The organism is Ruegeria sp. BG6, assembly GCF_056538465.1.
This window is the reverse complement of the sequence record NZ_JBQFTB010000001.1, coordinates 103,139-122,260: the sequence shown is the minus strand read 5'-3', so window position 1 is coordinate 122,260 and position 19,122 is coordinate 103,139. Positions and strand designations below refer to the sequence as shown.

General features: G+C 59.5%; 22 protein-coding genes and 1 tRNA gene. 14 read left to right on the top strand and 9 right to left on the bottom strand.

Annotated features, from left to right (window positions below; all coding sequences use genetic code 11):
- The first annotated feature begins 58 nt into the window (after nt 1-58).
- The 8 genes from ACR0JW_RS00635 to ACR0JW_RS00600 all read left to right on the top strand — a co-directional run bounded on the left by ACR0JW_RS00635 (nt 59) and on the right by ACR0JW_RS00600 (nt 5,434).
- Nucleotides 59-595, top strand: a complete 537-nt coding sequence (locus ACR0JW_RS00635) for a DUF177 domain-containing protein (protein WP_170610515.1) — start codon at nt 59-61, stop codon at nt 593-595.
- Nucleotides 596-800: 205 nt separating this feature from the next.
- On the top strand, nt 801-1,007 hold the full coding sequence (gene rpmF, locus ACR0JW_RS00630; RefSeq protein ID WP_008756996.1) for a 50S ribosomal protein L32: 207 nt from the start codon (nt 801-803) through the stop codon (nt 1,005-1,007).
- 24 nt (nt 1,008-1,031) lie between these two features.
- Nucleotides 1,032-2,120: a phosphate acyltransferase PlsX gene (gene plsX / locus ACR0JW_RS00625; protein WP_170610513.1), complete on the top strand. Its 1,089-nt coding sequence runs from the start codon at nt 1,032-1,034 to the stop codon at nt 2,118-2,120.
- A gap of 22 nt (nt 2,121-2,142) precedes the next feature.
- The gene (locus ACR0JW_RS00620; RefSeq protein WP_480713485.1) at nt 2,143-3,114 is read left to right on the top strand and encodes a beta-ketoacyl-ACP synthase III; all 972 of its coding nucleotides are present in this window, start codon (nt 2,143-2,145) and stop codon (nt 3,112-3,114) included.
- A gap of 96 nt (nt 3,115-3,210) precedes the next feature.
- Nucleotides 3,211-3,513 (top strand): integration host factor subunit alpha, encoded by a 303-nt coding sequence (ihfA, locus tag ACR0JW_RS00615; RefSeq protein ID WP_008755922.1) that lies wholly within the window; start codon nt 3,211-3,213, stop codon nt 3,511-3,513.
- Between the two features lie 18 nt (nt 3,514-3,531).
- Complete coding sequence (locus tag ACR0JW_RS00610) at nt 3,532-4,155, top strand: MerR family transcriptional regulator (protein ID WP_480713484.1); 624 nt, start codon at nt 3,532-3,534, stop codon at nt 4,153-4,155.
- 61 nt (nt 4,156-4,216) lie between these two features.
- Nucleotides 4,217-4,293: transfer RNA gene (locus tag ACR0JW_RS00605), tRNA-Pro, on the top strand.
- A 61-nt stretch (nt 4,294-4,354) separates the two neighbouring features.
- Nucleotides 4,355-5,434, top strand: coding sequence for a 2'-deoxycytidine 5'-triphosphate deaminase (locus tag ACR0JW_RS00600; RefSeq protein ID WP_480713483.1), 1,080 nt, complete (start codon nt 4,355-4,357; stop codon nt 5,432-5,434).
- A 3-nt stretch (nt 5,435-5,437) separates the two neighbouring features.
- Here the strand turns inward: ACR0JW_RS00600 and ACR0JW_RS00595 are convergent, their stop codons facing one another.
- The 6 genes from ACR0JW_RS00595 to argS form a co-directional block, all read right to left on the bottom strand.
- On the bottom strand, nt 5,438-5,680 hold the full coding sequence (locus tag ACR0JW_RS00595) for a hypothetical protein (protein WP_170677489.1): 243 nt from the start codon (nt 5,678-5,680) through the stop codon (nt 5,438-5,440).
- 63 nt (nt 5,681-5,743) lie between these two features.
- Entirely contained in the window at nt 5,744-6,400 is a 657-nt protein-coding gene (gene scpB / locus ACR0JW_RS00590; RefSeq protein ID WP_170677491.1) for an SMC-Scp complex subunit ScpB, read from the bottom strand.
- Complete coding sequence (locus tag ACR0JW_RS00585) at nt 6,393-7,187, bottom strand: segregation and condensation protein A (protein ID WP_170677493.1); 795 nt, start codon at nt 7,185-7,187, stop codon at nt 6,393-6,395. Before ACR0JW_RS00585 ends, scpB begins: the two co-directional genes overlap by 8 nt.
- Nucleotides 7,177-8,184, bottom strand: a complete 1,008-nt coding sequence (gene nagZ, locus ACR0JW_RS00580) for a beta-N-acetylhexosaminidase (protein WP_170677495.1) — start codon at nt 8,182-8,184, stop codon at nt 7,177-7,179. The genes ACR0JW_RS00585 and nagZ overlap by 11 nt, the downstream gene beginning before the upstream one ends.
- On the bottom strand, nt 8,181-9,293 hold the full coding sequence (locus ACR0JW_RS00575) for an SPOR domain-containing protein (RefSeq protein ID WP_480713482.1): 1,113 nt from the start codon (nt 9,291-9,293) through the stop codon (nt 8,181-8,183). The genes nagZ and ACR0JW_RS00575 overlap by 4 nt, the downstream gene beginning before the upstream one ends.
- Before the next feature lie 39 nt (nt 9,294-9,332).
- Nucleotides 9,333-11,078: an arginine--tRNA ligase gene (argS, locus tag ACR0JW_RS00570; RefSeq protein ID WP_170677497.1), complete on the bottom strand. Its 1,746-nt coding sequence runs from the start codon at nt 11,076-11,078 to the stop codon at nt 9,333-9,335.
- A 132-nt stretch (nt 11,079-11,210) separates the two neighbouring features.
- Here argS and ACR0JW_RS00565 point away from each other — a divergent pair, with 132 nt between their 5' ends.
- Nucleotides 11,211-11,762 carry a putative pterin-binding protein gene (locus ACR0JW_RS00565; RefSeq protein WP_480713481.1) on the top strand — a complete coding sequence of 184 codons (552 nt, stop codon included), beginning with the start codon at nt 11,211-11,213 and terminating at the stop codon, nt 11,760-11,762.
- On the opposite strand, the gene ACR0JW_RS00560 is transcribed toward ACR0JW_RS00565, so the two are convergent.
- Nucleotides 11,763-12,920 (bottom strand): deoxyguanosinetriphosphate triphosphohydrolase, encoded by a 1,158-nt coding sequence (locus ACR0JW_RS00560; protein ID WP_170677501.1) that lies wholly within the window; start codon nt 12,918-12,920, stop codon nt 11,763-11,765.
- A 76-nt stretch (nt 12,921-12,996) separates the two neighbouring features.
- Between ACR0JW_RS00560 and ACR0JW_RS00555 the strand changes: the two genes are divergently transcribed.
- Nucleotides 12,997-13,320, top strand: a complete 324-nt coding sequence (locus ACR0JW_RS00555) for a HesB/IscA family protein (RefSeq protein ID WP_170677503.1) — start codon at nt 12,997-12,999, stop codon at nt 13,318-13,320.
- Between the two features lie 200 nt (nt 13,321-13,520).
- Complete coding sequence (gene xth, locus ACR0JW_RS00550) at nt 13,521-14,300, top strand: exodeoxyribonuclease III (protein WP_170677505.1); 780 nt, start codon at nt 13,521-13,523, stop codon at nt 14,298-14,300.
- Nucleotides 14,301-14,304: 4 nt separating this feature from the next.
- Here the strand turns inward: xth and ACR0JW_RS00545 are convergent, their stop codons facing one another.
- The gene (locus ACR0JW_RS00545; protein ID WP_170677507.1) at nt 14,305-15,453 is read right to left on the bottom strand and encodes an FAD-dependent monooxygenase; all 1,149 of its coding nucleotides are present in this window, start codon (nt 15,451-15,453) and stop codon (nt 14,305-14,307) included.
- A gap of 72 nt (nt 15,454-15,525) precedes the next feature.
- On the bottom strand, nt 15,526-15,948 hold the full coding sequence (dksA, locus tag ACR0JW_RS00540; protein WP_480713480.1) for an RNA polymerase-binding protein DksA: 423 nt from the start codon (nt 15,946-15,948) through the stop codon (nt 15,526-15,528).
- A gap of 382 nt (nt 15,949-16,330) precedes the next feature.
- Here dksA and ACR0JW_RS00535 point away from each other — a divergent pair, with 382 nt between their 5' ends.
- From ACR0JW_RS00535 to ACR0JW_RS00525, 3 genes are all read left to right on the top strand, one after another.
- Nucleotides 16,331-17,176 carry an AAA family ATPase gene (locus ACR0JW_RS00535; RefSeq protein WP_170610468.1) on the top strand — a complete coding sequence of 282 codons (846 nt, stop codon included), beginning with the start codon at nt 16,331-16,333 and terminating at the stop codon, nt 17,174-17,176.
- Nucleotides 17,177-17,305: 129 nt separating this feature from the next.
- Nucleotides 17,306-17,755, top strand: coding sequence for a GNAT family N-acetyltransferase (locus ACR0JW_RS00530; protein ID WP_170677509.1), 450 nt, complete (start codon nt 17,306-17,308; stop codon nt 17,753-17,755).
- The gene (locus ACR0JW_RS00525) at nt 17,752-19,119 is read left to right on the top strand and encodes a DUF2927 domain-containing protein (protein WP_480713479.1); all 1,368 of its coding nucleotides are present in this window, start codon (nt 17,752-17,754) and stop codon (nt 19,117-19,119) included. The genes ACR0JW_RS00530 and ACR0JW_RS00525 overlap by 4 nt, the downstream gene beginning before the upstream one ends.
- Nucleotides 19,120-19,122 lie beyond the last annotated feature (3 nt).

Sequence of the window (19,122 nt, the reverse complement as noted above, 5' to 3'; positions counted from 1 at the left end):
GGCTTCTATCCGATTACAGAAACCGGTGCCTCGGTTCAACACAGGAAAGGGCCATGAAGTGAGCAACCATACATCTCTGCGGGTGGCCGACCTGCCGCAAAACACGCCGACGCCGTTTGATTTGCGCCCCGGGACCCAATCTTTGGCGGCGATCAAGGACGAACTTGGGCTGCTGGGGCTGCGCAAACTCAGCTTCAAGGGAGACGTACGCGCACAGGGAAAGCGAGACTGGGTGGTCAGAGGCAAGCTCGGCGCGACGGTCGTTCAGCCCTGTGTCGTCTCGCTGGATCCAGTGACAACCCGGATCGATCTCCCGGTCACACGAGTATTTCTGGCCGACTGGAGTGACCCGGACGAAGAAGAGTTCGAAATTCCCGAAGGGGACGAAACCGAACCGCTGGGCGCCGAAATCGATCCGCAAGCGATCATGATCGAGGCGCTGTCGCTGGCCTTGCCCCAATACCCGCGCAAGGACGGCGCGGAACTGGGGCAAGCTGACTATACCGAGCCGGGCAAACAGGCGATGACGGATGAGGACGTCAAGCCGTTCGCCGGACTGGCTGGTTTGCGCGATGCGATGAAAAAAGACGAGTGACACTAGGGCGATTTCCTGTCATAGCAGGCGCTCAGAAAAATCGCTTGAACATGACGAGAATCGCAGTATTTTCGCGCGCTCATCGGAATTTGGGTTGGACATTGCGGGGCTCGTCCCCTAAACGCGCGTCAAACCACGAGAAAACGAAGAATGAAACCCCGGCCACAGCGAATCTGTCGGCCCTTAGTAGACAAAGGTTGAGACCATGGCCGTCCAACAGAACAAAGTTTCCAAGTCGCGTCGCAACAACCGTCGCGCACACGACGCTCTGGTTGCTGCAAACCCGAACGAATGCCCGAACTGCGGTGAGCTGAAGCGCCCGCACCACGTTTGTGCATCCTGCGGCCACTATGATGATCGCGAAGTCGTCGCACAAGCCGACGAAATCGATCTGGACGAAGACGCAGCCTAAGCCTGACAGGACGCAGGCCCAGGCATGACGGATCAGCCCACGCAAAACGACCGGATCATCATCTCGGTTGATGCTATGGGTGGTGATGCAGGGCCCGCTGCCGTTGTCGCGGGTATTGCCAAATCGGCAAGTAAGAACCCGGACATCGGATTTATCCTGCACGGGCCGGAAGAAGAGCTGCGTAGACTGGTTGCCAAACGGCGTGTCCTTGAAGGGCGCGTCGTTTTTCGTGATTGCCCGGACGTGGTCACGATGGAGGACAAGCCCAGCCAGGTGGTGCGCAACGGCAAGCAGACCTCGATGTGGTCGACGCTGGAAGCGGTCCGCGAGGGCGATGCCCATGGCGCGGTGTCCTGCGGCAATACCGGCGCGCTGATGGCGTTGTCGATGATGCGCCTGCGCAAATTGCCCGGCGTGAACCGTCCGGCCATCGCCATTCTGTGGCCTTCGCGCAACCCGCAGGGTTTCAACGTGATGCTGGATGTCGGGGCGGATGTCCGCGCCGACGCAAAGGATCTGCTGCAATATGCACTGATGGGCGCATCCTACGCGCGCAATGGCATGGCGCTTGGCCGCCCCCGCATCGGCCTGCTGAACGTGGGGACCGAAGAACATAAAGGCCGCGCCGAACTGAAAGAAGCCCACACCATGATCACGGAATTCGCAGAGCAGGCGAATTTCGAATTTGTGGGTTTCGTCGAAGGCAGTGATATCCCCGGTGACAAGGCGGATGTCATTGTAACCGATGGCTTTACCGGCAATGTCGCCATCAAGACCGGAGAAGGCACAGCCAGCCTGATAGGCGACCTGCTGCGCGAGGCGTTCAAGTATTCGCCCCTGTCCCGGCTGGCCTCGGTTCTTGCGATCACCTCGTTGCAACGCCTGAAGAAACGCATTGATCCCCGTCGCGTGAATGGCGGCGTGTTTCTGGGCCTGAACGGGACGGTCGTGAAATCGCATGGCGGGGCGGATGCCACGGGTGTCTCGGCGGCCGTCAAACTGGCGTTTACCCTGGCCGAGTCGGGTTTCGCTGAAAAATTGGCGGCACGGGTTGCATCCACAGCCGAGCTTGCACAAGATGCCGCGCATACTCCGCCCCAGGCGGAAGAATAACAAAAAAGGCAGTACCTACAAAATGGCAGGCCGTTCAGTTGTAGTTGGTATCGGGCATTATTTGCCGGAACGCGTGGTCCCGAACTCTGAATTCGAAAAAACGCTGGATACAACGGATGAGTGGATTCGAACCCGTTCCGGAATCGAACGCCGTCACTTTGCCGCCGATGATGAGACGACATCCGATCTGGCCATCAAGGCAGCAACTGCTGCGCTGGATGATGCCGGTCTGACCGCCGATGATATCGATGCCATTGTTCTGGCGACCTCGACCGCCGATCTGACCTTCCCGTCCGCTGCTACAATGGTGCAGGCCGGACTGGGCATGACCCGTGGTTTTGCTTTCGATGTGCAGGCTGTTTGCGCCGGGTTTGTTTTTGCGCTCGGCAATGCGAACGCGTTGATCCTGGCCGGTCAGGCAAAGCGGGTTATGGTGATCGGCGCCGAGACGTTTTCGCGAATCATGGACTGGACCGACCGGTCGACCTGTGTGCTGTTCGGAGATGGCGCCGGTGCGCTGATACTTGAGGCACAGGAAGGTGAAGGCACGGCGCAGGACCGTGGAATTCTGGCGACCGACCTGAACTCGGACGGGCGCTACAAGGATCTGCTCTATGTCGATGGTGGTGTATCCACCCAATCGACCGGCCATTTGCGGATGCAAGGCAATCAGGTGTTCCGCCATGCCGTCGAAAAGCTGGCCGGAACAGCGAACACCGCGCTTGAACGAGTCGGCCTTGGCAGTGCGGACGTGGACTGGATCGTCCCGCATCAGGCCAATATCCGCATCATTCAGGGCACGGCCAAGAAGATGGGATTGCCCATGGAAAATGTCGTTGTCACAGTTCAGGATCATGGAAACACATCTGCAGCCTCGATTCCCCTGGCCCTGTCGGTCGGCAAGAAGCGTGGCCAAATCAAACCCGGCGACCTGATCGTTACCGAAGCAATTGGCGGCGGTCTCGCCTGGGGTGCTGTAGTCCTGCGCTGGTAACAGGCGCAATTCGGCTTACATGTCCGCTTGCAATTCATTGATATTGACAGCGAATTTGCTCTACCCCTATGCTTTGTTATCAACAGGGGAAATGGCATGGGCGACAAAACACTGACCCGAATGGATCTGAGCGAGGCCGTCTTTCGTGAAGTTGGCCTTTCACGCAATGAAAGCGCGCAGCTGGTCGAAAGCGTGCTGAACCACATGTCCGACGCACTGGTACGTGGCGAACAGGTGAAGATTTCATCTTTCGGTACATTCAGTGTTCGCGACAAAACCGCCCGTATCGGCCGCAACCCCAAAACCGGTGAAGAGGTTCCCATTCAGCCGCGCCGCGTGCTGACTTTCCGTCCGTCGCATCTGATGAAAGATCGCGTCGCCGCAGGGAATCGCAAGTAAGTTCAGGGCGCCACGATTATGAGCAAGTCCCCCGACGCGTTTCGCACCATCAGTGAAGTTGCGGACTGGTTGGGCGTTCAGGCTCATGTTTTGCGGTTCTGGGAAAGCCGCTTCACGCAGGTCAAACCTGTCAAACGTGCTGGTGGCCGCCGGTATTACCGCCCCAATGACATGCGGCTGCTGGGTGGCATCAAGAAGCTTTTGCACGAAGATGGGACCACCATCAAAGGTGTTCAGCGTATCCTGCGCGAACAGGGTGTCGCGCATGTGGCCTCGCTGTCTCAGCCGCTCGAGGATGCGGCCGAGGCGGATGTGATCACTCAGGACGACACCGTCGTTCCGTTCACCGCTCCCCCTGTCCCGCCATCCGGTCAGATTGATCTTGATCTGGGCGACAGCGATTCCGTTACCCCGGAAGTTTCGGCCCGGCCCGAAGCAGCGGAAGCCCCGGCAACAAACGGCTCGGAAGCCGCTAGGCAGGCCGAACCAGAATATCTGGATGAGGCACCTTTGCTGGGCGGTATCGCATCGCAAGCCTGGAACAGGACCGAGTTTGACGAGGACCTGCTGAAGCAAATCGCCCCCGTCGCAAATGAACTGCGCGCACTGTTGAACAGAATAGAAAACCGATCGGCAGGATAAGAAAAAAGGCGATGATTTCCTCTTGCCCCTGCCGGGAAAGTCTTTATGAACACCTCAACGTCGGGCTATGGCGCAGCCTGGTAGCGCGTCCGTCTGGGGGACGGAAGGTCGCAGGTTCGAGTCCTGCTAGCCCGACCAAATCACACCGACGTTTATGGCAGACAGGCCAGATCCCGCTCTGGCATCAGGGGGGATCGGAATGACAGGCGTATGCCCGAACCAGCAGATCGAGGCGATGATTGCGCGCGGTGAGATTACCGCCAACCCCGATTTCCTGCCGGCGCAAATCCAACCTGCCAGCCTGGATTTGCGTCTTGGAACAATGGCTTACCGGGTGCGCGCTTCGTTCCTCGCGGGTGAAGGACGCACAGTCGCGGATCGTCTGGCCGAGTTCGAGATGCATCGGATCGACATTACCGACGGTGCCGTTCTGGAAAAGGGATGCGTCTATCTGGTGCCACTGATGGAGTCGCTGGCCCTGCCTGCCGACACCAGCGCCGTGGCCAACGCCAAAAGCTCGACCGGGCGGCTGGACCTGCTGACCCGAACCATCACCGACGAAGGCACGGAATTCGACCGGGTTCCGAAGGGGTATTCCGGCCCGCTTTATGCGGAGATTTGCCCCCGCTCGTTCTCGGTTCTCGTTCGTCCGGGGATGCGCCTGAACCAGATCCGCTTCCGTCAGGGTCAGGCCGTGCTGAGCGACGCGGAATTGACTGCGCTGCACGCTGAATCGCCGCTGGTCGATGGCCCTGCGGTGATTCAGGACGGGCTGGGTTTTTCGGTCGATCTGCAATTGCCGGACACTGATCTGGTTGGGTATCGCGCCAAGCCCCATACGGGCGTGATTGATCTGGATCGCATCGGTGAATATGACCCGCAGGATTACTGGGAAGAAGTGCGGACCCGGAATAGCTGCATCATCCTGGATCCGGGCGCATTCTACATCCTCGTCAGTCGCGAGGCGGTTCATATCCCACCTATGTACGCCGCTGAAATGGCCCCATACCTGGCCATGGTCGGAGAGTTTCGCGTGCACTATGCCGGCTTCTTCGACCCGGGTTTCGGCCACGCTGCCGCCGGCGGCGAAGGATCGCGCGGCGTTCTTGAAGTGCGCTGCCACGAAGCGCCCTTTGTTCTGGAACATGGACAGGTCGTCGGGCGTTTGGTGTACGAAAAGATGTCCGAGATGCCAACGCAGCTATACGGTGCCGGGATCGCCTCGAATTATCAGGGACAGGGGTTGAAACTGTCCAAGCATTTCAAAGCAGTCGGCTAACGGTCAGAACTTCATAAACCGGCGCATCTGCCGGGTCATGCGCTGAGCCTGTTTCATGCCCTGCGCCTGCCGATTGGCGCTTTCCTGCATGTGACGCTCGGCCTCCGGGTCGCGGGGCGCATCATTTGTCTGCCCGGGCTTGCGGGCCATCCGGTCGGCCATGTCAAAGCTCATGTCCACGCCCCGCGTGACAAGCCGGCGCATGACCTGACGCACGATCATGTCGATGATCCGATTTGCATTCATTGCTCAACTCCGTTTTCTGCCCTTAACCTAGTCGATCCATGCGGCAACAAATGGGCGTCCTGCCTACTCGCCCTCGAACAGCTCGGTCTGCTCGTCGTCCGCCTCTTCTTCGCGCCCTTCACCCAGCGGGATCGTGCCCGGAGGGGGCCTGTTCTCGAGCAGACCGGCGGCGCGCAATTCCTTGAGGCCCGGCAGATCGCGGGCATTCTCAAGCCCGAAATGATCCAGAAACTCCGGTGTCACCACAAAAGTCACCGGTCGACCCGGTGTCATGCGGCGACGGCCCAACCTGATCCATTCCATTTCCAGCAACTGGTCGATGGTTCCGCGTGATACCGAAACGCCGCGAATTTCCTCGATCTCGGCACGGGTACAGGGTTGGTGATAAGCCACAATGGCCAGCGTCTCAATCGCGGCACGGCTGAGTTTGCGGGTCTCGACCGTTTCCTTCTGCATCAGAAAACCCAGATCGGGGGCGGTACGGATCGCCCAGGCTTCGCCCACCCGGACCACGCGCACGCCCCGCCCCTCATAACGTTTCTGCAAAAATTCAACAGCTTGCGCGGCGTTGCTGCCATGAGGCATGCGCGCCTCAAGATCGGCGATGGTCACCGGTTCGGCGCTGGCGAAAAGCACGGCTTCGACCATACGTTCCTGTTCCGCCAAGGGCGGCGCTTCGAACAGGGTGCCGGTGCCTTCGTCTTCGGGGGCGTCAGTCACGAGTGTCAGTCCTCTTGCGCAGATGGATCGGAGCAAATGTTTCGCTCTGCTTGATCTCCATATGTCCTTCTTTCACCAGTTCCAGCGAGGCTGCGAACGTTGCCGCCGTGGCCGAGCGCCGCCGCATCGGGTCGGCATTCCAGCCCTCGGGCAGATAGGTCTCCATATCTGTCCAGGTGCCAGCGAACCCGATCAGGGGACGCATCCGTTCAAGCGCTTGCTCCATGGTGAACACGGCGTCGCGGTCCATCACAAACGGGCGGAACTCGTCGCGCGTCCGGATACGCGCATAGCCCTGCATCAGGTCCAGCAGCGTCGCTGAGTACGTCACGGTGCGGATGCGGGTGACATCCTCGCCCTGCCCACGTTTGAAAAAGTCGCGCCCAAGCTGGTCGCGCGCCATAAGGCGCGCGGCCGCGTCGCGCATGGCCTGCAGACGCTCCAGCTGGAACGCCAGATGGGCGGCCAGTTCCTCGCCCGAGGGGCCTTCATCATCCGGGTCAGGGGGCAACAACAGTCGGGATTTCAAAAACGCGAGCCAGGCGGCCATGACCAGATAATCGGCGGCCAGCTCGATCCGCAGCGCACGGGCTTTTTCGACAAAGGCCAGATATTGCTGCGCCAGCGCCAGAACCGAGATTTTCCGCAGATCGACCTTTTGCGTCCGTGACAGGGTCAGCAGCACATCCAACGGGCCTTCGAACCCGTCGACGTCAACGATCAGCGCCTCGGCTGCCAGCCGGTCCGCGACCGAAACCGGGTCTTCGCTGAAAAGGTTATCGTTCATACACCTGCCCGCCCATTAGGGCAGATAGTTCCGCCTCGGCCGCGGGGATGTCAAGTTCCCGAGGGGCTTTGCGCATCGCCAGCGCCCGTTCAGCGCGGGTTTGCGCCTGCCCGGTCATCTCTCCGGCAGCTTCAAGTACTCTGGCCCGCGCTTCGAAGCACCCGTTGCAGTGCAGAACCACATCGCACCCTGCGGCCAGTGCCTGACCGGCAATGTCTTCGGGCGCGCCGCTGAGCGCCTTCATCGAGATATCGTCGGTCATGATCAGGCCATCAAAACCGATCTTGTCGCGGATCAACCGGATCATCGTCGGTGAAATCGTTGCCGGTTGTGGATCGATCCGGTCGTAGACCAGATGCGCGGTCATCCCCATTGGCAGGTCATTAAGGGCGCGAAACGGTGCAAAGTCGGCCTGTGCCAACTCGTCTTGAGCCAGATCCACATGCGGCAGGTCATGGTGGCTGTCCAATGTCGACAGACCATGCCCCGGCATATGCTTGATAACCGGCAGGACACCACCATCCAGATGCCCCTGCGCCACGGCTTTAGCAATTTTGGAAACCGATGCGGGATCAGTGCCGTAGCAGCGGTTCTTCAGAAATGGGTGCGTTTCGTTGCGGGCCAGGTCAACCATCGGGGCGCAATTGCTGTCGATCCCAAACTCGAACAGTTCATTCGCAATCAGACGATAGCGCAGGTACATGGCGCGTTCAGCCTGATCGCCAGCGCGATTGGCGTGGTCCAATGGGGACAGCCATTCCCTTGCCAAAGGCGAGCGCAAGCGCTGAACCCGCCCGCCTTCCTGATCGATGGTGATGGGGCAGTTGCGGCCCACCGCCTCGCGGAAATCATCGCACAGGGCGCGGATCTGATCTGCGGTGTCGATGTTGCGGGCAAACAGAATGAACCCGAACGGGTTCATCTGACGGAACAGGCTCTTTTCATCAGGTGTCAGACGCAGGCCTTCGGCGTCGGTGATCGCGGCACCAAATGTCACCGTACTGCAACCGGGATGCAGTCAGCCCCCTGTGCCTGGAGCGCCGCGCAGAACTGACGCGAGTCGCTCAGATCATCGAAGCCCAGAACGCGCAGTCGATAGAATGTCCGGCCACCACTTGAGGTTTTCTGGATAACCCTTTGCTTTCCATCCATATACTCATCAAAGCGACCGCTCATCCGGCTCCATTCTGCCTGCGCGACTTCAACGCTTTCGTAGGCCCCCAGCTGGGCCATCCGGGTACCCTTCGGCAGCGCATTCGGATCAACATCCAACCCGACCGCCGCTTTGACGGCGGCGTTGATTGCGGCCTCGGTCTGGCTGTCCGCAGGCACACCGCGATGCACCGCGCGCGCAGGTCTCACCACCGGACGCAGAGATCTGCGAACGCCGGGCAGGACCGCCAGTTCTGGATCCGGCATTTGTGCAGCCAGATCGGCCGGATCAATGGCGGGCTCGTCATCAAGCGTGGACAGCGAGGCCAATTGCACGCCTTCCTCTTCCACTTGACCGGGTTTGGCAGCTTCCTGGGCCAGCTCAGCAACCAGTGCGTCAACTGCGCCCTGCCGCAACCGCGCGGCCTCCTGATCCGAGATCGGCTCTTCGATGTGGTGTACGGCCTTTGTCGGCTTCAAGGTACCCATCGGAGCATCCTCGTCCGCCAATGAAACCGGACGCGGTGCAAGGATCAGGCGATCAGCCGGCGCGGCGGCCGAGCCTTGCGCGGCAACTGCGTTCACGGCAAGCCCCTGGTGATCGGCGGGTGTTCCACCCGGGTTTTCCGGCTGGATACGCATCGGTCCTTCGACAGCGCGCACCACCGGGACCCCGCTGACATCGCGCATGATCAGTTTGTAACCCCAGACAGCGACACCGGCGACCAGCGCCAGAGAGGCGACCGCACCAAGCACATTGACGATCCGGCCCAGTCCAACCGCACTGTGCGGGGCATCATAGTCCTGCATGTCGTCGGAAAAATCATAGCCATCTTCGGGATGCGCCTGATTCGTGTAATGCATGTGCCCGGGGCCTGACTGCCCCGAGTAATCGTAACTCGTCATTTCCGCCTCACCGCCCGAATGCGCCTTAATACGTGGCGCGCGGGTCATTTCTTGTCTGCCTCGATCCGGCGGTTCGGGCGGTGTTGGTTACCGCATCTCCTGCGCCGGAGTGACGCCAAGAATACCCAAGCCCGCTGAAATCACAACAGAAACGGCCCGGGCCAAAGCGATTTTCGACTGGCTTGTGGCAACATCGCCATCCTGGATAAAGCGCAGTTGGGTTTCGTCATTGCCTTTGTTCCACAGCGCGTGGAAGTCGCCTGCAAGCTCGTACAGGTAGAATGCAACCCGGTGCGGCTCGTTGGTACGCGCGGCGATTTCCACCAGACGCGGCCATTCGGCCAGTTTTTTGGCGACCGTCAGTTCAGAGGCATGGTCGTTCTTGCCCAAATCCGCCCCGGCAAGGGTCGCGTCATCTGTGGCAATCCCCGCCTCGGCTGCGCGGCGCAGCACGCTCATGACGCGGGCATGGGCGTATTGCACGTAGAACACGGGGTTCTCGCGGCTCTGTTCCAGCACCTTGTCGAAATCGAAATCCAACGGCGCGTCGTTCTTGCGCGTCAGCATCACAAAGCGGGTCACGTCTGGCCCAACCTGATCGACCACATCGCGCAGAGTGACAAAGTTCCCTGCCCGTTTTGACATCTTGAACGGCTCGCCATTCTTCCACAGTTTCACCAACTGGGTCAGCTTGATATCCAGCGGCACCTTGCCATCGGACAGCGCCGATACAGCCGCCTTCATCCGTTTGACATAGCCACCGTGGTCCGCGCCGAACACATCGATCAGCGCGTCAAAGCCGCGGCTAACCTTGTCATAGTGATAGGCGATGTCCGGGGCGAAATAAGTCCAACTGCCGTCCGACTTCTTGACCGGACGGTCGACATCGTCGCCATGCTCGGTCGACTTGAACAGGGTCTGCTCGCGCGGTTCCCAATCCTCGGGCTTTTTGCCCTTCGGCGGCTCAAGTACGCCTTCGTAAATCAGGCCCTTGTCGGTCAGCGATTGCAGCGCCGCCTCGATCCGGCCCGTGCCGTAGAGCGACTTTTCGGAGAAGAACACGTCCATTTCGACGCCCAGCGCCTTCAGATCGGCCCGGATCAGATCCATCATCGCATCGGTGGCAAAGTCGCGCAGCTCTTCCAGCCATTCGCTTTCCGGCTTGTCGATCAGGCTGTCGCCGTATTTCTCTTTCAGCGCTTCACCGATCGGGATCAGGTAATCCCCGGGATACAGCCCTTCGGCGATCTCGGGACTCAGTCCGTTGGCTTCGCGATAGCGTTCATAGGCAGACCGCGCCAGCACATCGACCTGCGCGCCGCCGTCGTTGATGTAATATTCACGCGTCACATCGTGGCCCGAGTAGGCCAGCAGGCTTGCCAGAGCGTCACCGAATACCGCCCCCCGCGTATGGCCCACGTGCAGCGGACCGGTGGGGTTTGCGGACACGTATTCCACGTTCACTTTCTGCCCGTGACCCATGGTCGAACGGCCATAGTCTGTGCCCTTTTCCAGCACGGCAGCCAGAACACCCTGCCATACAGCGGGTGCCAGACGCAGGTTCAAAAAGCCCGGCCCGGCGACCTCGGCACTGGTGATCCGGTCATCCGCCGCCAGTTTCCCGGCCAGAACATCGGCAATGTCGCGCGGCTTCATCTTTGCTGGATTCGCCAGCACCATCGCCGCGTTGGTCGCCATGTCGCCATGCGCGGCGTCACGCGGCGGCTCGACGGCCACGTTGTCAAAGCTCAGCCCTTCGGGCAAAGCGCCTTCGGACTGCATCTGCGCCAGCGCGTCCAATACTAGGCCGCGGATCTCGGAAAACAGGTTCATTACGGATGTCCTTTTGCTTGCCCGGCGGTTTACCACGCAAAGCGGCAAGGTCAATGGAAGCGATCAGTTTAGGCTTGGTTTAGACGTGAACCGGGCTAATGTCGGCAAAAACCACCAACAGGAGTACCAATTATGCGTCTTGCCCTGCCCCTTGCCCTGCTGCTGACAACATCCCTGCCGGTTTGGGCGGATATGCCTTCGCCCCAAGGCCACGTGTTGCTGACCCTGGGCGGTGCGGTATCCCAGACAAACCTGCCCGCGCGCAGCGAAAATGACGGCGGATTGCTGGGATACCTCGAGGTCCAGCACGATGGCGGCGCAGGCTTTGATGCCGCAATGCTGGATGCGCTGGAACAGACCGAGATTTCAATCACCTATGGCCGCGAAGGAAACAAGCGAGAGATTGCCTTTTCAGGGCCGCTTCTGTCGGACGTGATGAAGATGGCGGGTGCGGAAGGCAAAACAGCAAGGCCCATGGCCATGGACGGCTATCAAGCGGAAATTGCGTGGGACAGCATCGCCGCCCACAAGCCCATTGTTGCAACCCACGCAGATGGCGCACCAATGGGGATCGGCGGATATGGCCCCACCATGATCGTTTTTCCGCCCACCGATGACGCCGACCTGGCACAGACACAATCCGGGCAACAGGTCTGGGCGCTGGCCTATATCGGGGTTGAGTAGTCAGTCCTTCGTAGCTGAAACACCAGTCAGCCTTGCGTGATCCTGCAAGGCGAACCGGTCCGTCATACCGGCGATATAGTCCGAGACTATGCGCGCCAACGCGGTTTCACCTTGGGCGGCTTCGATGTCCTCGTGCCAGCGCGCCGGCATCTGTTTCGGGTCGCTCAGGTAGATGGGGAAAAGGTCCTCAACAACTTTTCCGACCTCGGCCCGCACTTTCATGACGCTGGGCGCGCGATACATGCGCGAAAACAAGAAGGCCCGAATTTCCCGGAGCCGCGCCCACAAGTCGTCCGAGAACCGCACAACCGGATAGCCAAGGTTGCGAATATCCTCGACCGATTGCGCGCCGGAAGCTGCAATCAGTTTGGTTGATGTGTCGATGACATCAGCGACCATAACACCAAAGACCCGCCGAAGCGCTTCATGCCGACGGCGGTACGGGTCCAGACCCGGGTATTTTTGATCCACTTCCGAGTAGCAATCGCCGACGATAGGAAGTTGCAGGATCTCATCGTCCGAAAACAAACCTGCGCGCAAGCCATCCAGCAGGTCGTGGTTGTTATAGGCAATGTCATCCGACAGCGCAGCCACCTGAGCCTCGGCACTTGCATGGGTGTGCAGTTCAAGGTCGAAACCCTGATTGCATTCCGCCAGTGCCCACGGCAGGTCACCGACAACCGGGCCGTTGTGCTTTGCGATGCCTTCCAGACATTCCCAGGTCAGGTTGCAACCATCAAACTCGGCATAATGGCGCTCCAGCCTCGTGACGATCCGAATGGCTTGGGCGTTATGATCAAAGCCGCCATAGGGTTTCATCAAAGCGTGCAATGCGTCCTCGCCGGTGTGCCCGAAAGGTGTATGCCCCAGATCATGAGCCAGCGCGACGGCCTCGGTCAGTTCGGGGTTCAGCCGCAACGCGCCAGCAATCGTGCGCGCGACCTGAGCGACTTCGATGGAATGGGTCAAGCGCGTGCGATAGCTGTCACCCTCATGCTCGACAAACACCTGCGTCTTGTGTTTGAGGCGTCGAAACGCGCTGGCATGAATGATCCTGTCCCGGTCGCGCTGAAAGCATGACCGGAAACTGCTTTCCTCCTCGGGAACAAGCCGCCCCCTTGCGCGGCCGGGATTCGAGGCAAAACACGCTCGCTCCAATAGTCTTGTCCTTGTCGCCTGTCCTTGCAATTTCTATATTGTAAGGTAATGCGGAAATAAACCTTTGGAGCCCGGCATGAATCTGCCTCCGACAGTTACAGAACGCGCTTTTGATCGACTGGCTGAAATCGGCGCGGCAGATCAGGGTCAGGCCCTGCGCGTTGCAGTGGAAGGCGGCGGATGTTCCGGTTTTCAATACGAAATCGCGCTGGATATCCCGAAAGAGGATGACCTTGTTCTGGAAGGAAAAGGCCAGAAGGTCATTGTGGACTCGGTCTCTTTGCCGTTTCTTGAAAATGCGGTGATCGATTTCTCGCAGGAACTGATCGGGGCGCGGTTTGTGATTGATAATCCCAATGCCACGTCCTCCTGTGGCTGCGGCACATCTTTCTCAATGTAGCGACTCAAATGGGGGCTCTACCCCACCCCGGGAAAGACCCGACTCCCCCAAGGCGTTTACAGACAAAAGAAGCATGGTCCCTGCTCTGCTTCTGTCTTAAGAACCTCGAACGGCGAGGCCGAGCCTCGCAAATCCGCCCATGATCTTGCCGCAGGGCCTTTTCTGGGCGATAGGTTGCCCAACGCCACGGAGGACCGCGCATGAAAATCGCCACATTCAACATCAATGGCATCAAGGCGCGGGCCGAGGCGCTGCCCCGCTGGCTGGACGATGCGCGACCGGATGTGGTGCTTCTTCAGGAAATCAAATCGGTTGATGAGAATTTCCCACGGGAAATGTTCGAAGAGCGGGGATACAACGTCGAGACCCACGGCCAGAAAAGTTTCAACGGCGTGGCCATCCTGTCCAAGTTGCCGCTCGAGGACGTGACCCGCGGATTGCCGGGCGATGATGCGGATGAACAGGCACGCTGGATCGAGGCGACCGTCGTCGGCAAAAAGGCCCTGCGCATTTGCGGTTTGTATCTGCCGAACGGCAATCCCGCTCCGGGACCGAAATACGATTACAAACTGGCGTGGATGGACCGGCTTTATGAGCGGGCCAAAGATCTGCTGGCCAGTGAAGAGCCCGCCTTGATGGCCGGTGACTACAACATCATCCCTCAGGCCGAAGATGCCAAACGTCCGGACGCCTGGCGCGACGACGCCCTGTTTCGCCCGGACAGCCGTGCGGCGTTTCGCAAAATCCTGAACCTTGGGTTTACCGAGGCCTTTCGGGCACGCACGCAGGGGCCGGGCCACTATTCATTCTGGGACTATCAGGCCGGGGCCTGGAACAAGAATGACGGTATTCGCATTGACCATTTTCTGCTGACCCCTCAGGCGGCCGACCTGATGCGGGATTGCCGGATCGATGCCGAGGTTCGCGGACAGGAAAAACCATCCGACCACGTTCCGGTCTGGGTCGATTTCGATCTGTAAGTCGTCACGCCGTGGCGTCGTAGCTGTAGATCCACTCATACCGCCGCCCCAGTCGCGGCCCCATCGCGGTCAGTGCCATCTGTGCTGCTACGCGCATCGGCCCGCGCAGATGAAAGTTGCGCGCATTGGCCGTTGCCGTTTCGACTACCTGTCTGGCGCGCGCAGCGCGCGCGGTTTCATAATTGCCAAGCGCATCCGCCAGACTGTCGGCCTGAAACGAACGCGCCAGTATCAGTGCATCTTCCAGTGCGAGACAGGCGCCCTGCGCCATGAACGGAAGCGTCGGATGGGCGGCATCCCCCAGCAAGGCAATGCGTCCATTCTGCCATTTCCGTGCAACCGGCCGAAGGTGAAGCGCCCAGACAAAAGTCTCTTGCACTTCGCCCAGAATCTCACGCACTTTTCCGCCAAAATCCGAGAACCGTTGGCGCAATTCCTCCGGATCACCCGCAAGGCGCCAGTCTTCCTGTTGCCAGTCTGATCGTTCCTCGATCGCGACAATGTTCATAAGGCTCTGATCCCGCAGGGGATAAGTCACGACATGCTGCCCCGGCCCCATCGTCAAATGCGCCTTGGGTGCGCTCAGCTCGACACTCCAGGGGATTGTCGCGCGCCAGGCAACCTGATGGGAAAAACCTGGTATCTCTTCTCCGTTCAGATAGGGACGAATGGCGCTGCGGCCGCCATCTGCCGCGATCAGACAATCGACCGTCAGCAGATCACCGTTTGCCATCCGGATCTCGACATTGTCGTCGTCTTCCCGGATGTCCTGAACTTGGCTGTTCAAACGGATTTCCACGCCAGCCGCCTGCGCGGAGTTCAGCAGCAATTCAATCAGGTCCGCCCGGTGATAGTAATAAGTGGGACCTGCCGAAGGTTCCCGTATTCGGCTGATGAAGCGGCCGGTTTTGTAATCCCGCAAAACCGTTCCATAGGACCGCTGGCCAGCTTCGATGGCGTCACTCACCGCACCCAGTGCTTTCAGCACCACCACGCCGTTTGCACTGATCTGCAAGCCGGCCCCGACCTCGCTGATGTCGCTGGCCTGTTCAAGGACCACCACATCAGCCCCGGCCTGACGCAATGCGGTGGCAGCGGCAAGGCCGCCGATTCCCGCACCCACAACCGCGAATTTGAAACCCTGAGTAATCATGAATCAGACTTACCGCACAAAAAACGCCGGAGCCAATGGCCCCGGCGTTTTTGAATTGCGATATTCCGGCGGTTAATCGTCGCGGTGGACTTTTTCACGGCGCTCGTGACGCTCTTGCGCCTCAAGCGTCATGGTCGCAATCGGACGCGCATCCAGTCGCTTGAGCGAGATCGGATCGCCTGTCATCTCGCAATACCCGTACTCGCCTTCGTCAATCCGGCGCAGCGCCGATTCGATCTTAGCCACCAGCTTGCGCTGACGATCGCGGGTACGCAGTTCCAGCGCGCGGTCGGTTTCCTCGCTTGCGCGGTCGGCGACATCAGGGATGTTACGCGTGTTGCCCTGCAACCCTTCGATGGTATCGCGGCTGCCTGCTAAAAGTTCATTCTTCCAATCGGTCAGCTTGCGTCGAAAATATTCAAGCTGGCGGTCGTTCATGAACGGTTCATCTTCGGCCGGTCGATAATCTTCCGGCAGAAAAACTTCCTGTTTCATTTGTGCTCCCTCGGTACGGCCAGAAACGTCGGTCGCGGTCGTTTCACCTGACATTTGGCACCCCCTCTGCGCAGCATTTATCCGACGGCGCAGGGAATGTCACTACACAAAACCCGGACTGCTGCGCCGTCATCATGTCAGTATCTAATAATGATACTTTGCAAGGGAAAACCTTGTTTTTCTGTGGAGTTTTCCGGGCCTTTTCCGGGCAGTTTGTTAACAGCGCAACTTTAGGATGAGGGCGAATCATTTCCCAGGCTTTCCCGGGCTGCAATTTTGCCTGCACGGACGCAGCGGCGCGGGTTGTCAAACCCGCCCGCCCTCTGTACCCCAAGGGGCGCAAATTCCGCCCATGACGGGCACGACACGACACGGGGGCCCAATGACCACACGTTTCCAAGGTACAGCCGAATATGTTGCCACAGACGACCTGAATATCGCCGTCAATGCCGCTGTGACCCTTGAACGCCCGTTGCTGGTCAAAGGTGAACCCGGTACTGGCAAGACCGAACTGGCCAAGCAGGTGGCCGGTGCGCTGGGTCTGAGAATGATCGAATGGAACATAAAGTCGACCACGCGCGCGCAACAGGGTCTGTATGAATACGATGCTGTCAGCCGCCTGCGTGACAGCCAGCTGGGCGAAGAGCGCGTGCACGACGTGTCGAACTACATCCGCAAGGGCAAGCTGTGGCAGGCATTCGAGACGGACGAAAAGGTCGTTCTGCTGATCGATGAGATCGACAAGGCCGATATCGAGTTTCCAAACGACCTGCTGCAGGAGCTCGACAAGATGGAGTTCCATGTCTACGAGACCGGAGAGACCATCCGCGCCAAAAACCGGCCGATCGTAATCATTACCTCGAACAACGAAAAAGAACTGCCCGACGCGTTCCTGCGCCGCTGCTTCTTCCACTACATCCGCTTCCCGGATGAGGCCACGATGCGCCGGATCGTGGACGTGCACCACCCAGGCATCAAGGACGCGCTGCTGACCACGGCCCTGACCCAGTTCTACGAAATCCGCGAAACTCAGGGGTTGAAGAAAAAACCTTCGACCTCGGAAGTGCTGGACTGGCTCAAGCTGCTTCTGGCCGAGGATCTGACAGCCGAAGACCTGAAGCGCGATGGAGTCAACGCTCTGCCCAAGCTGCACGGTGCACTTCTTAAGAACGAGCAGGACGTTCATTTGTTCGAACGCCTTGCTTTCATGGCGCGCAGCAAGCGGTAATTCCGCCGATCTGGCTGAACATCGGGTGATCGCGGGTTGCCTTGGGTCCGACCGGATGTCAGCATAACTCCGGCCAGCCCCGGCGCATCGCGCCCCGAGACCGACATGAATTGACAGGATCTGCAACAGATGCCCGACGCCCCAACAGTTCGCCCCTTGCGTAACGAGGACCGGGATCAGTGGTCCGACATGTGGCGCGACTACCTGGCGTTCTACGAAACATCGGTTCCGGACGACGTCTATGACACGACCTTTTCCCGTCTTCTGGGAGATGACCCAAGTGATTTTTCCTGTTTCGTTGCCGAACTGGACGGGCAACTGATCGGGCTGACTCATTTCCTGTTTCACCGCCACGCCTGGAAGGTTGAACAGGTTTGCTATCTTCAGGATCTGTTCACACGCCCCGAAGCCCGCGGCACAGGTGTTGGGCGGGCACTAATCCAGGCGGTCTATGACGAGGCGGATCGCCACGGTGCGCCGTCTGTCTACTGGTTGACCCAGGATTTCAATCATACTGCCCGAAAACTCTACGACCGCATTGGAAAACAGACTCCGTTTATCAGGTATCAGCGCCCATGATGCGATGGGTTGCTCTTTGTCTGGCGGCGGCATTGGTGGGCTGTGCGTCTGTCAAAACGACGGAACCCCCGACCCGGGTGCAAGCGGTGGAAACCGTGCTGCCCCCGGCAAAGATGTTCACAAGATCTTATCCGATGCCGCCCGCGCGCTCGAACGGAAACATCGCTGCTGATTTTATGTCGCTGCATTTCGCACTGGAATCCGGCGCGGTTCTGCCCGTGTTCACGCGCTTTGAAGGTCCGGTCACTGTCCGGTTGACCGGCACGCCGACCGCCAGCATGCAACGCGATCTGACCAGGTTGCTGACCCGCCTGCAACGTGAAGCCGGGATCGACATCCGTCAGATCAGGGACGGTCAGGCCAACATTACCATCGAGGCGGTCGGTCAGAAACAAATCCACAGCATCCTGCCCAATGCCGCCTGTTTTGTGGTGCCAAACGCATCCAGTTTTGAAGAATACCGCCGCGACCGGCGTAAACGCAAAAGCAACTGGACCGAATTGCGCAAGCGCGAACGTCTTGGGATTTTCATCCCATACGACGTAAGCCCACAGGAAATGCGCGACTGCCTTCACGAGGAACTGGCGCAAGCGCTGGGGCCGCTGAATGACCTGTATCACCTGCCGGATTCGGTTTTCAACGACGACAATATCCACACCGTCCTGACCGGCTTTGACATGCTGATCCTGCGCACCGCCTACGCGCCCGAACTGCGCAACGGCATGACCCCTGAACAGGTCGCGGCCGCCCTGCCCGGAGTTCTGAGCCGCCTGAACCCACGCGGTGACAGATTGCCGAAGCAACCCGTTTCGGAAACGCCGCGCGAGTGGATTGTTGCGATACAGAAGGCGCTTGGGCCGGGTCAGGGCTCGTCCAGACAGGTCCGGGCAGCCGAGAACGCAGCGCGGATCGGAAAAGCGCGCGGCTGGACAGATCATCGCCGCGCTTACCCACACTATCTGTTGGGCCGCATGGCCCAGTTCGATGACCCGCTGGAAGCGAAACGTCAGTACGACATTGCCATGCAATATCTGATGCAGACCCCCGGCACCGAAGTTCATAGGGCGCATGTCACGACACAGACCGCAGCCTATTCGCTGGCGCAAGGAAGAGGGCCGGAAGTTCTGCCTCAACTGGACAACGCGATTGATGTCATGACAAAAGCCGAAAACGCCTCGATCCTGGCCACGCTGCTGCTGTTGAAATCCGAAGCTCTCAATCAGGCCGGTCGCCCGGAACAGGCACGCGCCGTCAGGCTGGACAGTCTTGGGTGGGCAAGATACGGCTTCGGCTCGGATCTGGTAATGCGTTCCGTGACTCAGGAAGTCGCTGCGACGAACGCCAACACTGAAAACAACGGATGACAG

Coding starts and splice junctions, on each gene's coding strand:
- rpmF (WP_008756996.1), top strand. CDS start 801: ATGGCCGTCCAACAGAACAAAGTTTCCAAGTCGCGTCGCAACAACCGT.
- plsX (WP_170610513.1), top strand. CDS start 1,032: ATGACGGATCAGCCCACGCAAAACGACCGGATCATCATCTCGGTTGAT.
- ACR0JW_RS00620 (WP_480713485.1), top strand. CDS start 2,143: ATGGCAGGCCGTTCAGTTGTAGTTGGTATCGGGCATTATTTGCCGGAA.
- ihfA (WP_008755922.1), top strand. CDS start 3,211: ATGGGCGACAAAACACTGACCCGAATGGATCTGAGCGAGGCCGTCTTT.
- ACR0JW_RS00610 (WP_480713484.1), top strand. CDS start 3,532: ATGAGCAAGTCCCCCGACGCGTTTCGCACCATCAGTGAAGTTGCGGAC.
- ACR0JW_RS00600 (WP_480713483.1), top strand. CDS start 4,355: ATGACAGGCGTATGCCCGAACCAGCAGATCGAGGCGATGATTGCGCGC.
- ACR0JW_RS00595 (WP_170677489.1), bottom strand. CDS start 5,680: ATGAATGCAAATCGGATCATCGACATGATCGTGCGTCAGGTCATGCGC.
- ACR0JW_RS00585 (WP_170677493.1), bottom strand. CDS start 7,187: ATGAACGATAACCTTTTCAGCGAAGACCCGGTTTCGGTCGCGGACCGG.
- ACR0JW_RS00575 (WP_480713482.1), bottom strand. CDS start 9,293: ATGACCCGCGCGCCACGTATTAAGGCGCATTCGGGCGGTGAGGCGGAA.
- argS (WP_170677497.1), bottom strand. CDS start 11,078: ATGAACCTGTTTTCCGAGATCCGCGGCCTAGTATTGGACGCGCTGGCG.
- ACR0JW_RS00565 (WP_480713481.1), top strand. CDS start 11,211: ATGCGTCTTGCCCTGCCCCTTGCCCTGCTGCTGACAACATCCCTGCCG.
- ACR0JW_RS00555 (WP_170677503.1), top strand. CDS start 12,997: ATGAATCTGCCTCCGACAGTTACAGAACGCGCTTTTGATCGACTGGCT.
- xth (WP_170677505.1), top strand. CDS start 13,521: ATGAAAATCGCCACATTCAACATCAATGGCATCAAGGCGCGGGCCGAG.
- ACR0JW_RS00545 (WP_170677507.1), bottom strand. CDS start 15,453: ATGATTACTCAGGGTTTCAAATTCGCGGTTGTGGGTGCGGGAATCGGC.
- dksA (WP_480713480.1), bottom strand. CDS start 15,948: ATGAAACAGGAAGTTTTTCTGCCGGAAGATTATCGACCGGCCGAAGAT.
- ACR0JW_RS00535 (WP_170610468.1), top strand. CDS start 16,331: ATGACCACACGTTTCCAAGGTACAGCCGAATATGTTGCCACAGACGAC.
- ACR0JW_RS00530 (WP_170677509.1), top strand. CDS start 17,306: ATGCCCGACGCCCCAACAGTTCGCCCCTTGCGTAACGAGGACCGGGAT.
- ACR0JW_RS00525 (WP_480713479.1), top strand. CDS start 17,752: ATGATGCGATGGGTTGCTCTTTGTCTGGCGGCGGCATTGGTGGGCTGT.